12 protein-coding genes are annotated in these 12,889 nt (G+C 72.3%); 2 read left to right on the plus strand and 10 right to left on the minus strand.

The genetic code is table 11. The features are described 5' to 3' along the window. Nucleotides 1-167: 167 nt before the first annotated feature. The 3 genes from ABD652_RS03600 to ABD652_RS03610 all read right to left on the minus strand — a co-directional run bounded on the left by ABD652_RS03600 (nt 168) and on the right by ABD652_RS03610 (nt 3,854). A complete protein-coding gene (locus tag ABD652_RS03600; protein ID WP_344718268.1) occupies nt 168-1,607 on the minus strand; it encodes a GntP family permease in 1,440 nt (479 codons plus the stop codon). Nucleotides 1,608-1,880: 273 nt separating this feature from the next. Next, a complete protein-coding gene (locus ABD652_RS03605) occupies nt 1,881-2,870 on the minus strand; it encodes a 3-hydroxyacyl-CoA dehydrogenase family protein (RefSeq protein WP_344718270.1) in 990 nt (329 codons plus the stop codon). A gap of 42 nt (nt 2,871-2,912) precedes the next feature. Then, complete coding sequence (locus ABD652_RS03610; protein ID WP_344718272.1) at nt 2,913-3,854, minus strand: sugar phosphate isomerase/epimerase family protein; 942 nt, start codon at nt 3,852-3,854, stop codon at nt 2,913-2,915. Nucleotides 3,855-4,045: 191 nt separating this feature from the next. On the opposite strand from ABD652_RS03610, the gene ABD652_RS03615 reads away from it, so the two are divergent. After that, nucleotides 4,046-4,801: a GntR family transcriptional regulator gene (locus ABD652_RS03615; protein ID WP_344718274.1), complete on the plus strand. Its 756-nt coding sequence runs from the start codon at nt 4,046-4,048 to the stop codon at nt 4,799-4,801. A 112-nt stretch (nt 4,802-4,913) separates the two neighbouring features. Here the strand turns inward: ABD652_RS03615 and ABD652_RS03620 are convergent, their stop codons facing one another. The 6 genes from ABD652_RS03620 to ABD652_RS03645 form a co-directional block, all read right to left on the minus strand. After that, nucleotides 4,914-5,897, minus strand: a complete 984-nt coding sequence (locus ABD652_RS03620) for an SMP-30/gluconolactonase/LRE family protein (protein WP_344718276.1) — start codon at nt 5,895-5,897, stop codon at nt 4,914-4,916. A 109-nt stretch (nt 5,898-6,006) separates the two neighbouring features. Next, nucleotides 6,007-6,918 carry an SMP-30/gluconolactonase/LRE family protein gene (locus tag ABD652_RS03625; RefSeq protein ID WP_344718278.1) on the minus strand — a complete coding sequence of 304 codons (912 nt, stop codon included), beginning with the start codon at nt 6,916-6,918 and terminating at the stop codon, nt 6,007-6,009. Between the two features lie 20 nt (nt 6,919-6,938). After that, complete coding sequence (locus ABD652_RS03630) at nt 6,939-7,733, minus strand: SDR family NAD(P)-dependent oxidoreductase (protein WP_344718280.1); 795 nt, start codon at nt 7,731-7,733, stop codon at nt 6,939-6,941. Between the two features lie 67 nt (nt 7,734-7,800). Further along, nucleotides 7,801-9,306 carry a GntT/GntP/DsdX family permease gene (locus ABD652_RS03635; RefSeq protein ID WP_344718282.1) on the minus strand — a complete coding sequence of 502 codons (1,506 nt, stop codon included), beginning with the start codon at nt 9,304-9,306 and terminating at the stop codon, nt 7,801-7,803. A 66-nt stretch (nt 9,307-9,372) separates the two neighbouring features. Then, nucleotides 9,373-10,245 (minus strand): phosphogluconate dehydrogenase C-terminal domain-containing protein, encoded by an 873-nt coding sequence (locus ABD652_RS03640; protein WP_344718283.1) that lies wholly within the window; start codon nt 10,243-10,245, stop codon nt 9,373-9,375. Further along, nucleotides 10,242-11,045 (minus strand): sugar phosphate isomerase/epimerase family protein, encoded by an 804-nt coding sequence (locus ABD652_RS03645; RefSeq protein ID WP_344718285.1) that lies wholly within the window; start codon nt 11,043-11,045, stop codon nt 10,242-10,244. Before ABD652_RS03645 ends, ABD652_RS03640 begins: the two co-directional genes overlap by 4 nt. Nucleotides 11,046-11,169: 124 nt before the next feature. Between ABD652_RS03645 and ABD652_RS03650 the strand changes: the two genes are divergently transcribed. Next, nucleotides 11,170-11,976 carry a FadR/GntR family transcriptional regulator gene (locus ABD652_RS03650; protein WP_344718287.1) on the plus strand — a complete coding sequence of 269 codons (807 nt, stop codon included), beginning with the start codon at nt 11,170-11,172 and terminating at the stop codon, nt 11,974-11,976. 118 nt (nt 11,977-12,094) lie between these two features. Here ABD652_RS03650 and ABD652_RS03655 read toward each other — a convergent pair whose 3' ends face one another. Then, entirely contained in the window at nt 12,095-12,859 is a 765-nt protein-coding gene (locus ABD652_RS03655; protein ID WP_344718289.1) for a triose-phosphate isomerase, read from the minus strand. Nucleotides 12,860-12,889 lie beyond the last annotated feature (30 nt).

Genomic DNA, 12,889 nt, shown 5'->3' on the forward strand with positions numbered 1-12,889 from the left:
ATGCCGACGGGAACAAGTGTCAACCATCACATGAACAGACGTTCAGCCCGCCTCCGCCCCGCCCCCGGAACATCCCCCGACATACGATGAGTCCGCGGCTCGGGTGGGAAAGAGTCGTCTTTCCCACCCGAGCCGCGGACTCATCGCTGCCGCAGCGGCGGCCTCGCTCAGGCGACCAGGGCGTAGACCACCCAGGCCAGCAGGAAGGCCAGCACGCCGATGGCGGTGCCGATGACCGACCAGGTCTTCAGCGTGGTCAGCGTGTCGAAGCCGCAGAACCGGCCGACCATCCAGAAGCCGGAGTCGTTGAAGTGCGAGCAGGTGATCGAGCCGGCCACGATGGCCACCACGATCGCCGCCAGTCCGAAGCCCTCCAGGCCCAGCTCGGCGACGCTCGGAGCCATGATCGAGCCCGCCGTCGTCGCCGCGACCGTCGCCGAGCCCTGCGCGACGCGCACGGCGACGGCGACCAGGAAGCCCGCCAGGATGACCGGCATGCCGAAGGAGTCCAGCGCCGAGGCGATGGAGTCGCCGATGCCGGTGGCGGTCAGCACGCCGCCGAAGGCGCCGCCGGCGCCGGTGATCAGGATGATCGAGCAGACCGGGGCGAAGGCCTTGTCCACCAGGTCCGAGAGTCCGGAGCGGACGTCCTGCACTCCGCGGCGCGGGCGCAGGTACAGCAGGTACATCGCCGCCAGCGTGGCGATCAGCAGCGCGATCGGCGTCGGGCCGATGAGTTTGGAGATGGTCAGCCCGACGTTGCCGGAGTCGACGGCGCCGGTGGACTCCAACGTGCTGAAGACCGTGTTGTAGAAGATCAGCGCCAGCGGCAGCAGCAGGCAGAAGATCACAGTGCCGAACTTCGGCGCGCGGACGTGCTCGGTGATCTCCGGCTCGCCGAAGATGTCCGGCACCGGCATGTTCGGGTGGTTCTTCGCCAGCAGCAGGCCCAGCCGGTAGCCGGCCAGGTACCAGGTCGGGATGCCGACGAGCATCGCGACGACGAGCACCGTGCCGATGTCGGCGCCCATCACCGTCGCCGCCGCCGTCGGGCCGGGGTGCGGCGGGGTGAGCGCGTGCATCATCAGGAACGCGCCGACCGAGGGCAGCACGTAGATCATGAAGCCGCCCTGCAGCCGCCGGGCGACGGTGTAGATGATCGGCAGCATCACGATGAAGCCGGCGTCGAGGAAGATCGGGAAGGCGTAGAACAGCGAGGCCACCGCCAGCGCCAGCGGGGCGCGCTTCTCGCCGAAGGTCGCCAGCATCCGGTCGGCCAGCACCTGGGCGCCGCCGGAGACTTCGACGAGTCGGCCGAGGACGGCGCCGAAGCCGATGAGCAGCGCGACGCCGCCGATGGTCGAGGAGAACCCGTCGACGACGACGTCGAAGACCTCCCCGTAGTGGATGCCGGCGGCCAGTCCGGTCGCCAGCGAGGTGATGATCAGGGCGAAGAAGGCGTGCAGGCGGACCTTGATGATCAGCACCAGCAGCAGCACGATCGCCAGTGCGGCGATCGTCAGCAGCACCGGAGTGCCGGGCTCGAAGGCCCGTCCGACGTCGGCGGCGGCCAGGGGTGACAGCCCGGACGACAGTGTCTCAAGCATACGGGGATTCTCCGTGGGTCGCCCGCCGCCTCAGGCGGCGGGATGGCGGACGAGGATGACGTGATGGGGGGGTGGGGGGAGGCGCGCCGCGCGGCGGGGGTCGCCGCAGACGCGGCGACGATGCTCGCCGGCGGCGCGGGATGCACTCCGGCCGGAGCCCGCCGTCGACGACTGCGACGGCGGACCCGGACCGATGTGCGGTGGCGGCGGGCGTCGACTGCGGCGGGCGTCGACTGCCCGAGGCCGCGCGGTCGCCGCGCGGCCGGGGAGGGATCAGACCTGGTCGCTGCCGGTGCCGCGCGGCGCCGGCCCCAGCTCGCGCAGCAGGTCGCCCATCTTCGCGTAGGCCTTGTTCCGGTAGGCGACCAGCTCGGCGGCGGTCTCCTCGTCGAAGTCGCCGGTCCAGCCCTTGCCGTTCTTCACGCCGTGACGGCCGGCCTCGACGTGGTCGGTGAGCATCGTCGGCGTCGCCATCCGCTCGCCGTAGGCGTCCTCGACGATCTTGAAGCACTTGGCGTAGACGTCCAGGCCGGCCTGGTCGGCGATGGCGAACGGCCCGAAGAAGCCCAGCCGGAAGCCGAAGGTGGTGCGCACGATGGTGTCGACCGCCTCCGGGGTGGCCACGCCCTCCTCGACGACGTTCACCGCCTCCTTCAGCAGCGCGTACTGCAGGCGGTTGAGCACCATGCCCGGCTTGTCGGCGACCTCGGCGCCCTCCTTGCCCGAGCGCTCCAGCAGCTCCTTGACCGCCGCGACGGCCTCGGGGGCGGTCTCCTCGCCGGAGACCAGCTCCACACCGGGGATGAACGGCGCCGGGTTGGAGTAGTGCACGGTGAAGAACCGCTCGGGGCGCGTCACCGCCGGCGCCAGCACGTGCACCGGGATGGTGGAGGTGTTGGTGCCGATGATCGCGTCGTCGCGGGCGCTCGCGGAGATCCGGCCGAGGACGTCCTTCTTCACCTCGGGGGACTCGAAGACCGCCTCCTCGATGAAGTCGACGTCGGCGACGGCGTCCTCCAGCGTGCGGCCGGCGGTCAGGTTCGCCCGGATGGTCTCGGTGGAGCCTGCCGGGTAGAGGCCCTGGTCCTCGAAGTCCTGCGCCTCGCCGAGCAGACGCTCCAGGCCGCGGCGCGAGGCCTCGACGTCGACGTCGACGATCTCCACGGTGTAGCCGGCGAGCGCCAGCGACTGGGCGATGCCGCCGCCCATGTAGCCGGCGCCGACGACGGTGACGGTGCTGATGGACTGGACTGGGGATGTCATGGGGACCCTCCTGGGTGGTGGTCGGGCAGTGTCGGGATGCGGTCAGCCGCGCGGCGCCGAGGCGAGCACGCCGCGGATGTAGTCGCGGTTCTCGGCGCAGACGCCGATCGAGTCGGAGCCGTAGTGCTCGCAGCAGAACGGGCCGGTGAAGCCCAGCTCGAGCGCGCGGCGGATCATCCGGCGGTAGTTGATGTAGCCGGTCTTCAGCGGCGTCGGGGCGGAGAAGTATGCGCCGGTGGCCGGGTCGTAGTCCCGCGAGTAGTTCTTGATGTGCCAGAAGTTGGTGTGCGGCAGGACCTTCTCGTGCATCGCCTCCGGCGTGCCGCCCAGCTCGTCCAGCGGACGGTGCAGTCGCACCAGGTTGCCCAGGTCCGGATTGAGCCCGACGGCGGGGTGGTCGACCTCCTCGAGGAAGGCCACTGCGCGCTCGGGAGTGCCGATGAAGGTGTCCTCGTACATCTCCAGGCTCAGCTGGATGCCGTTGGCCTGCGCGTGGTCGCCGAGCTCGCGGACGCGCTCGATCGCCAGCGGACGCAGCGCCGGGTCGTCGACGTGGCCGGCGGCGTGCCAGAACCACTGCGCCTCGGCCTGGGCGGGGGTGAAGGCCTGCATGAAGCCGGTGTTGACGATCGTCGCGCCGAACGTCGGGGCGACGTCGATCAGCCGGTGGGCGTCGGCGAGGTTCCGCTCGCCGTGCTCGGCGTCGACGACGGAGTTCCGCGTCATCGAGATGGACGAGATGCCCAGCCCCTCGGCGGCCAGCACGCCGCGGAACTCCTCCAGCCGCTCGGCGGAGAGCCGGTGCAGCGGCAGCCAGGCGTCGGTGGGGTCGATGTGGTCGAAGCCCAGCTCGCGCATCTGCCGCAGGCAGTCGGCCCAGTAGGCGGCGTCGGCCTCGTGCACGGGCGTGCCGTCGGGCGTGGTGCTGCCGAAGGCCAGCATGTTGCCGGCGATCGGCCAGGTCTCAGCGTCGTGGGCGATCAACGGATCGAACCTCCAGAATCTGCGGACGTCGGCGTCCGCCGGCCATGTGACGCACACTACTGTCACATATCCAATAGGATATTGGGAAGTCGGTGACATGACGTGTCGCACCATCGGCCGATGACCGCATGATGAGAGAGGGATCCGCGGCGTCGAGCGCCCGGAGGACGTCCAGCTAGGATCGAGGGACCATGACGACTTCCCAGCCCGCCGCCGATTCCGGGCCCGGCCCCGACGACGCCGGCGCGCGCCCGAGCCCGTCGATCTCCCGGCGCGCGCTGCGCGACGGGGTCTACGACGCGCTGCTCGAGAAGATCCTGGACGGCTCCGCGCCGGCCGGCAGCTCGCTGACCATCGACGCGCTGGCCCGCGAGCTCGCCGTCTCCCCCACCCCGGTGCGCGAGGCGCTGGTGCAGATGGAGCACACCGGGCTGGTCACCCGCGAGGCGCTGAAGGGCTACCGCGTGGCCCCGCCGATGTCCCGCGAGCACCTCGAGCAGCTCTTCGACATGCGTCTCATCCTGGAGCCGGCCGCCGCCGCCCGCGCGATGGCCCGCATCGAGGAGCTGCTGCCCGAGCTGCGCGCCGCCCATGCCCGGCACGAGGCCGCCGCCGACCAGGTGCGCCGCCGACTCGACGAGGGCCGGCCGACCACCGGCGAGGGCTTCGCGGAGCTCCGCGAGTACTTCACCGCCGACTGGTCCTTCCACCTGGCGATCGTGCACGCCTCGGGCAACGTCTTCCTCCAGCAGTCGCTGGACTCGCTGCAGACCCACGTCCAGCGCATGCGCCAGACCGCCGACCACGGCCGGCTGGACATGGACGAGGCCGTCGCCGAGCACGCCGACGTGCTGGCGGCCTTCGAGACCCGGGAGCCGACGACCGTCGACGACGCCCTGCGCCGCCACCTGCACGCCGTCGCCGGCCGCGTCTCCTCCGACGGCTGAGCCCCGCCCCCTCGGCGATGAGTCCGTGGGACGGGCGGGAATGTCGCCGTATTCCCACCCGTCCCACGGACTCATCGCCCCAGGCCGGGGCGGGACAGGCCGGGGCGGGGGCTCAGCCGCCGAGTCGGGCCCAGGTCGTGTCGCGCACCAGCACCGGCAGGTGGTACAGCCCCGTGGTGGCGGCGATGTAGAGGTCCAGCCCCTCCGGACCGCCGAAGCAGAGATTGGCCACCACCTCCGGCACCGGCGCCGCACCCAGATGCGCGCCGTCGGCGGAGTACACGTGGACGCCGTCCGCCGCCGAGCTCCAGACCCGCCCGGCCGCGTCGACCCGGATGCCGTCGGGGACGCCCGACGGCGGCGTGAAGAGCACCCGCCCGCCGGTGCAGCGCACCCCGTCGTCAGTGCGGACGACGTCGTAGGAGCGCACGTGCCGGTGCCCGCCGGAGGCCAGCCGGCCTGCCGAGGTGTCGCTGACGTGCAGCACCGATTCGTCCGGGGAGAAGGCCAGGCCGTTGGGGTCGCCCATGTCGGTGATCATCGGCTCGGCCTCGCCCGTCCCCGGATCCACGCGGAAGACATGGCAGCCGCCGTACTCGAACTCGCCGGGATGACCCTCGCGCGGGTTCACGATCCCGTAGGGCGGGTCGGTGAACCACACCGCGCCGTCGGAGGCGACGACGACGTCGTTCGGCGAGTTGAAACGCCGGCCGGCGAAGCGCTCCACCAGCGGCTCGACGGCGCCGTCGCGCTCGACCTCCACCCGGCGCCGGCCGTGCGAGCACTGCACGATCGCCCCGTCGCCGCGGCGCGTGCGGCCATTGGTGAATTCGACCCCGGAGCGGTGGACGCGGGTCGCGCCGGCGGCCGGGTCATGCTCCAGGATGCGGTCGCCGGGGATGTCGCTGAAGCGGACCGTGCCCGTCTCCGGGATCCAGCAGGGGCCCTCGGACCAGATCGCCCCGTCGGCGACCTTCGTCGGCGTCACCCCTGCGGGGATCAGCCCGGCCCGGACCAGGGCGGCCAGCGTCTCCGCATCGGCGGGCGGGCCATCGGTGAGCGGGCCATCGGCGGGTGTGGAGCCTGCAGTCGTCACGGGCGTCTCCTTCCTCGCACGGCGGACAGCACGGCCGCCCTCTCGGAGCGGCGCCGCTCCGCCCCGGGGACAGGCTCATCATGCCATCCCGGCCGCGGACGAGGGACGGTCAGCCGCCGATCCGCGACCAGGTCGCGTCGCGCACAGTGACGGGCAGCCGGTAGATGCCGGTGGTGGCGGCGATGAACAGCTCGCGTCCCTCGGCGCCGCCGAAGCAGAGGTTCCCCACGACCTCCGGCACCGGGATCCGGCCCAGGTGCTCGCCGGCGTCGGTGTAGACGTGGACGCCGTCGGCCGCCGAGCTCCAGACGCGCCCGGCCTCGTCCACGCGGATCCCGTCCGGGATGCCGGCGGGGATCTCGAAGAGCGTCCTGCCACCTCGGCACCGGATCCGCCCCTCCTCCCGGACGACGTCGTAGGAGACCACCCGCCGCTCGCCGACGCCGGCCGGCCGGCGGACCGCCGAGGTGTCGCTGACGTGCAGCACCGACTCGTCCGGGGAGAACGCCAGACCGTTCGGCTCGGCGATGTCGGTGATCATCGGCTCAGCCTCCCCGGTCCCGGGGTCGACGCGGAAGACATGGCAGCCTCCGTACTCCATCTCCCCCGGGTGTCCTTCGCCCGCGACGGTGATGCCGTAGTGCGGGTCGGTGAACCAGACCGCGCCGTCGGAGGCGACGACGACGTCGTTCGGCGAGTTGAAGCGCCCGCCCGACCACCGCTCCACCAGCGACTCGACGACGCCGTCGCGCTCGACCTCCACCCGGCGCCGGCCGTGCGAGCACTGCACGATCGCCCCGTCGCCGCGGCGCGTGCGGCCGTTGGTGAACTCCACCCCGTCCCGATGCACCGACGTCGCCCCGGTGCGCAGATCATGCTGGAGGATGCGGTCCCCGTGGATGTCGCTCCAGCGCACCGTGCTCGTCTCCGGGATCCAGCACGGCCCCTCGGACCAGGTCGCGCCGTCGGCGATCTTCACCGGCGCGGCGCCGCCTCGGACCAGCTCGTCCACACCTGACATGGCCTCTCCTCCCTGACGCGTCATACCGCGGTGTAGCCGCCGTCGACCTGCAGATTCGCCCCGGTGATGAACGAGGCCTCGTCGGCGAGCAGGAAGCACATCGCCGCGGCGACCTCCTCCGGGTCGCCGATGCGCCCGACCGGATGCGTCGCGGCCAGCGTCTGTTCGGCCGCGGCCGGGTCCTCCTGACTGCCCAGGAAGGAGTCCAGGACCGCCGAGCGGACCGAGCCCGGCCCCACGGAGTTGCAGCGGATCCCCTCGGCGGCGTGCTCTCCGGCGATCTGCCGCGTCAGCTGGACGATCGCGCCCTTGGATGCGGCATAGGCCGCCTGGCCGTCCTGGCCCGCGAGCGCGGAGATGGACCCGGTGTTGACGATCGCCGCTCCGAGCCCGTGCTCCCGGGCGTGGCGCACCAGATGCTTGCATCCCAGGAACGCACCGCGGGCGTTGACCTGCAGGCACCGGTCCCAGTCCTCCACCGTGGTGTCGACCAGCGCCCGGGTGACGATGACGCCGGCATTGTTGACGAGCCCGGTCACCGGGCCGAGCGCCTCCGCCGTCTCGGCGATCATGCGCGCGACGTCGGCCTCCTGCGAGACGTCGACCGACAGCGCCGCGGCCGTGCCGCCGGCCGCGACGATCTCGTCGCGCACCTCCTCGGCGGAGGCTCGGTCGATGTCCGCCACCCCGACGGCCGCCCCGCGCCGGGCGGCCAGCCGTGCGGTCGCCGCACCGATCCCCGACCCGCCGCCGGTGACGATCACCGTCCGGCCGTCGAGCTGCGGCGTCTGCACCGATGGCTGTCCCTGTCTCATGCTCGCTCCTCCTCCGCGGCCGCCGCGCGGCGGCCCTCCGGTCGTCATCCCATCCTGCGCCGGACGCTCACGCCGCCAGAGGCCAGAGCGCGGCGAGGATGATCATCGTGGTCCATCCCAGCACTGTGGTCAGCACCGTCCAGGTGCGCAGCCCGTCCGCCACCGAGAGCCCCAGGAAGGTGTTGGCCACCCAGAATCCGGAATCGTTGATGTGCGACAGCGCCACTGATCCGCAGCCGATGGCCAGCACGATCAGCGCCACCTGGAAGGAGGTGAAGTCGCCGTCGACGACGACGTTCTGCACCAGTCCGGCCGAGGCGAGCGTGGCCACGGTGCCGGAGCCCTGCGCGACCTTGAAGACGGTGGCCAGCAGGAAGGCCATCAGCAGGATCGGCATGCCGGTGCCCAGCAGCTCCTGCGAGATGGTGTCGCCGACGCCGGTCTGGGTGAGCACCTCGGCGAAGACGCCGCCGGCGCCGGTCACGAAGACCACGATGGCCGCCGGGGCGAGCGAGGCGTCCATGACCCCGCTGAGGTCCCGCATGCTCCACCCGCCGCGGATCCCCAGCACGAAGATCGCCGCGGCCACCGTCACCAGCAGGGCGAAGGCCGGCTCGCCGACGAGCGAGACGACGCGTCCGGGGAGGCTGTCCTCCGCGACCACGAGCGACCCCAGGGTGCCGACGGTGATCATCAGCACCGGCAGCACCACCATGCTGGCCACGGCGAAGGCCCCGGGGCCGCGCACCGTCGCAGGCGCCGTCCGCACCGCCGTCGCGACGTCGCCGCCGCCGGCAGGTGCCGGGCGGCCGGCGGCTCCACCGGTCCCACCGGTCCCACCGGTCCCGCCGGTTCCGTCGGCCCCGTCCGGCTCGTCGTCCTCGCCGGCGGCCCGACGATCCTGCGCGTCGACCGTCTGCTCGAAGCGCCGCCGGACCATCGGGTCCAGCGGGAAGTCCCGCCGATCGGTGATCATCCGGCCGACGACGTGGACCAGGAAGCCCATGGGCACGGCGATCCCCAGGCCGAGCAGGGTCACCAGACCGACGTCGGCGCCGAGCAGCGTGGAGCTGCCGGTGACGCCGGGGTGCGGCGGCACCATGTTGTGGATGAACACCATAAGCGCGGCGATCGGCGCCCCGACCGCGATGGGCGCGCGATGGCCCGCGGCGCGCGCGAAGGAGAAGATGATCGGCAGCATGATGATGAAGCCGACGTCGAAGAAGATCGGCACCGCGAAGACCCCGGAGGTCAGCAGCAGGGCCGGGCCGACGCGCCGCGGGCCGAGGACGGACGTCAGCGACGTCGCGAGCGCGGCCGCGCCCCCGGTCTTCTCGATGATCGCGCCGAGCATGGCGCCCAGCCCGACCAGCAGGGCCACCGAGCCCAGCGTCCCGCCCATCCCGTCGACGAAGGTCGGGACGACTTCGTCCAGCGGCATCCCGCTGGCGAAGGCGGTCACCAGGGCGGCGGCGAGCAGGGCCACGAAGGCCGGAACTTTGAAGCGGATGACCAGCACCAGCAGTACGGCGACTGCGGCGACGGCCACTCCGATGACGGTGAGAGTGCTCATGGTCAGTGGTCTCCTTCCCCCGGACGACGCGGGCCCCTCGCGACGGTGCGGAGGGGCCCGACGACGTCAGCGGCGGACCGCCTCGATCTTCAGCATCTTGGCGATCGTGTCGTCGAGGACGGAGTCGTCGAAGACGCGCTTCCAGTCCTCCTTGATGATCATGTCCCGCCCGTGCCCCATGGCGATGTGGCAGGCCTCGGAGAACGGATTGTCGCCGCGCAGCGCATTGGCCAGCGCGACCTGGATGTGGCCGTGGAAGAGCGCCTCGGCGGCCTCGCGGGGCACCCCGACGGTGTCGACGGTCTCCTCGAGGGCCTCGTGGAGCAGCTCGCCGATCATGCAGGCGATGGTCTCCACCAGCGTCGGCTCCAGCACCGCGAGCTGCTTGACCGTGACCCAGTGGACGTCGATCACCGGCGCGTAGATGCTTCGGATGACCTCGGCGGCGCGCTCGGCGACGGCCGCGTCGCCGGACTCCACCGCGGCGACGGCGTGCTGCGGCGCGGCGACGCCGCCGAAGGTGTCGGCGTACTCCTCGTCGGTGCGCCGCTTGAGGAAGATCGAGGGGTGCGCCGGATGGGCGCAGACATACTCGACGTCCTCGCGGGGGCTCAGCAGCCCCGCATAGGCGGCGGCCGGGTCCAGGGTCATCAGGATCGCTCCGGCCGGCAGCAGCGGCACGACTTCGGCGCTGACGGTGCCCAGGGCGATGTCGGGCACCGCCAGGATGGCGACGTCGACGCCGTCGACGGCCTCCTCCAGCGGCAGGGTCTCCACACCGGCCTCGCGCAGCCGCTCGGCGCCGGCGTCGGACTTCTCCACATGGCGCACCTGCGCCTCCGTGGTGCGCAGGTTGTCGGTGATGCGGCGGCCCATCTTTCCGCCGGCGCCGATCAGCGCGATCGTCATGGTGTCGATCGTCGTGGTGTCGATGGTCATGCGTGCGTCCTCCTCAGGTGGCTCTTCAGGCAGTCCATGCTGTGGACGGTCCAGTCGTGCTCGGCCGTCGCAGTGGTCTCGGCGTCGCCCTGCCAGGGCAGCCAGTGCTCGATGATCTGGTCGATCCCGCGCTCCTCGGGCGCGACGGCCGCGACCATCGCCGCGTAGTCCAGCAGCCCCTCGCCCAGCCGCGCGCCGCTGAACGTGAAGCCGACCCAGCCGGGTTCGCGGGTGAAGGCGAAGTCCTTCACGTGCAGGTTCTTCACGTGCGCGGCGGTCGCGGCGACGACGTCGGCGGGGCGCTCGAGGGCGGCGACGGCGTTGCCCGGGTCCAGGGTGATGCCCAGCGCAGGGCTGTCCACGGTCTCGACGAGCTCGACCAGCGCGGTGGTCGGCAGCTGCTCGTAGGTCTCCAGCGCCAGCTCGACCCCGGCCGCCGCGTAGGCGGGCATCGCCGCGCGCAGCTGCTCGCGGGCGACGTCGACGGGGGTGTCGGCCGGCTGGACCATCGAGCGGACCGTCCCGGCGCCCAGCGCCTCGGCGATCTCGAGGAACCGCCGCAGATGTGCGGCACGCACGCCGCGGGTGCCCACCGCCAGCCGCAGCCCGAGGTCGTCGGCGAGGGAGCGCAGCTCGTGCAGCTGTGCGGCGTCCATGCCCTCCAGCGGCGCGTGGTCGCAGATCTCGAAGACCTCGGCGCCGAGCGAGGCGGCGTCGGCGAGCATCTGCGGCAGCGTCCAGGGCTCGGGAACCCGATCGGACGCCCGCCACAGATAGGCGTAGGTGCTGATGCCGAGCATGCGGCTCCTCCGATGAGACAGGTGCTGGGTGATCTGACTCACCACAGCGAATCAGGCGAACGCATAGTTGTCAACCGGTTGACCAATTGGGGTGGACTCGGGCCCGACTCGATAGACTCGCGGCATGCCTCGTTATCCGCAGAATCCGGCCGAAGAGCTCCACGGCAGGCTGTCGACGATCCCGGCCAGCACGCCGACGGCGGCAGTGGCCTCGCGTCTGCTGGCCTACTTCACCTCCGGAGAGCAGGAGCCCGGGACTCGGCTGCCCGCCGAGCGCCAGCTGGCCGAGATGCTGGGCACCGGCCGGTCAGCAGTGCGCGAGGCCCTGGCCGCCCTGGAGATCCTGGGCATCGTCGAGGTCCGTCCCGGCTCCGGGACCTACCTGCAGTCGCACGCCTCCGAGCTGCTCCCCCGCACGCTGAACTGGGGTCTGATGCTCGGCGCGCAGAACGTCGCCGACCTGGTCGAGCTGCGCTCGACGCTGGAGGCGCAGGCCGCACGGCACGCCGCCGAGCGGCGCGACGACGACGCCGTCGACCGCCTGCAGCGGCACGTCGACACGATGACCCGCCACCAGGACCTGGGTGACCGCCAGCAGTTCATCGAGGCCGATGCGCACTTCCATCAGGAGCTGGCGGCCTGCACCGGCAACGCCGCCCTCTCAGCGCTGCTGCAGAGTGTGCGCGCGCTGCTGCGCATCTGGGTCGACCGCGGCGTCGCCCGGCCGGAGGATGCCGAGCGGGCGATCACCGAGCATGCCGCGATCATCGAGGCGGTGCGCGTCGGCGATCCCGAGGCCGCGGCGGCGGCCATGGGCTCGCATATGGGCACCGCCCAGGATCGCGTGCTCACCGCCGTCGAGGATCACTCCGGCGCGGACGGCGCCGCAGCGGAGAGCACAGCGGACGGCGCGGAGGACGCCGCGGACTGAGTGGTCATTCCTGACGACGCCTGAGGCCGCAGACCGGCGTGTCGCGGGTCAGACGCCGTCAGAAGTGACCACTCAGCGAGGGAAGCCGAGACCGACGACGCCGCCGCCGCGGCGCGACTCAGCCGGCCGCCAGGCGCAGCAGCTCCAGATAGCCCTCCAGTCGCCAGGCGGCGCGGCCGACGAAGAGTCCGTCGACGTCGTCCATGGCGAGCAGCTCGGCGGCGTTGTCCTGGTGCACCGATCCGCCGTAGAGGATCGCCGCAGTGCGGCTGCCGAACTCGCCCTGCAGCGCGGCGAAGGGCGCTTCGAGCTCGGGCACTGTGGCCGGACGTCCATGCTCGCCGATCGCCCAGATGGGCTCGTAGGCGACCAGCACCCGGCCCAGCTCCTCCTCGGACAGCCCGTCCAGCGCCCCGCGGACCTGGGCGAGGATGTGCTCGGCCGAGCCGCCGGCGTCGCGCACCTCGGCCGGCTCGCCCACGCAGAGCAGCGGCGTCAGCCCGTGGCGCAGCGTCGCGGCGACCTTCGCCGCGGTGGTCTCCACCGTCTCGCCGAAGTGCTCGCGCCGCTCGGAGTGGCCGATCTCCACCAGCGCCGCGCCGGCGTCGGCGACCTGCGGCACCGAGACCTCCCCGGTCCAGGCGCCGGCGTCCTCCCAGTGGGCGTTCTGCGCGCCGACGACGACGCCGGAGCCCTCCAGCTCCGCGGCGACGGCGGCCAGCGCCGTGTGCGGCGGGATGACGAAGGGACGCACCCGCTCGCGCAGCCGCGGCTCCGCGGCCAGCGCCTCGGCCAGTCCGCGGGCGAACTCGCGGCCCTCGGCCAGCGTCTTGGTCATCTTCCAGCTGGTGCCCACCCACGGGGCGCCGTCGATCCGCTCCATGCGGCTCCTCCTCGACTCGGTGCTCGGACG

Origin of the sequence: Nesterenkonia halobia (genome assembly GCF_039536005.1) — a bacterium.
In the GTDB taxonomy this organism is placed as follows: domain Bacteria; phylum Actinomycetota; class Actinomycetes; order Actinomycetales; family Micrococcaceae; genus Nesterenkonia; species Nesterenkonia halobia.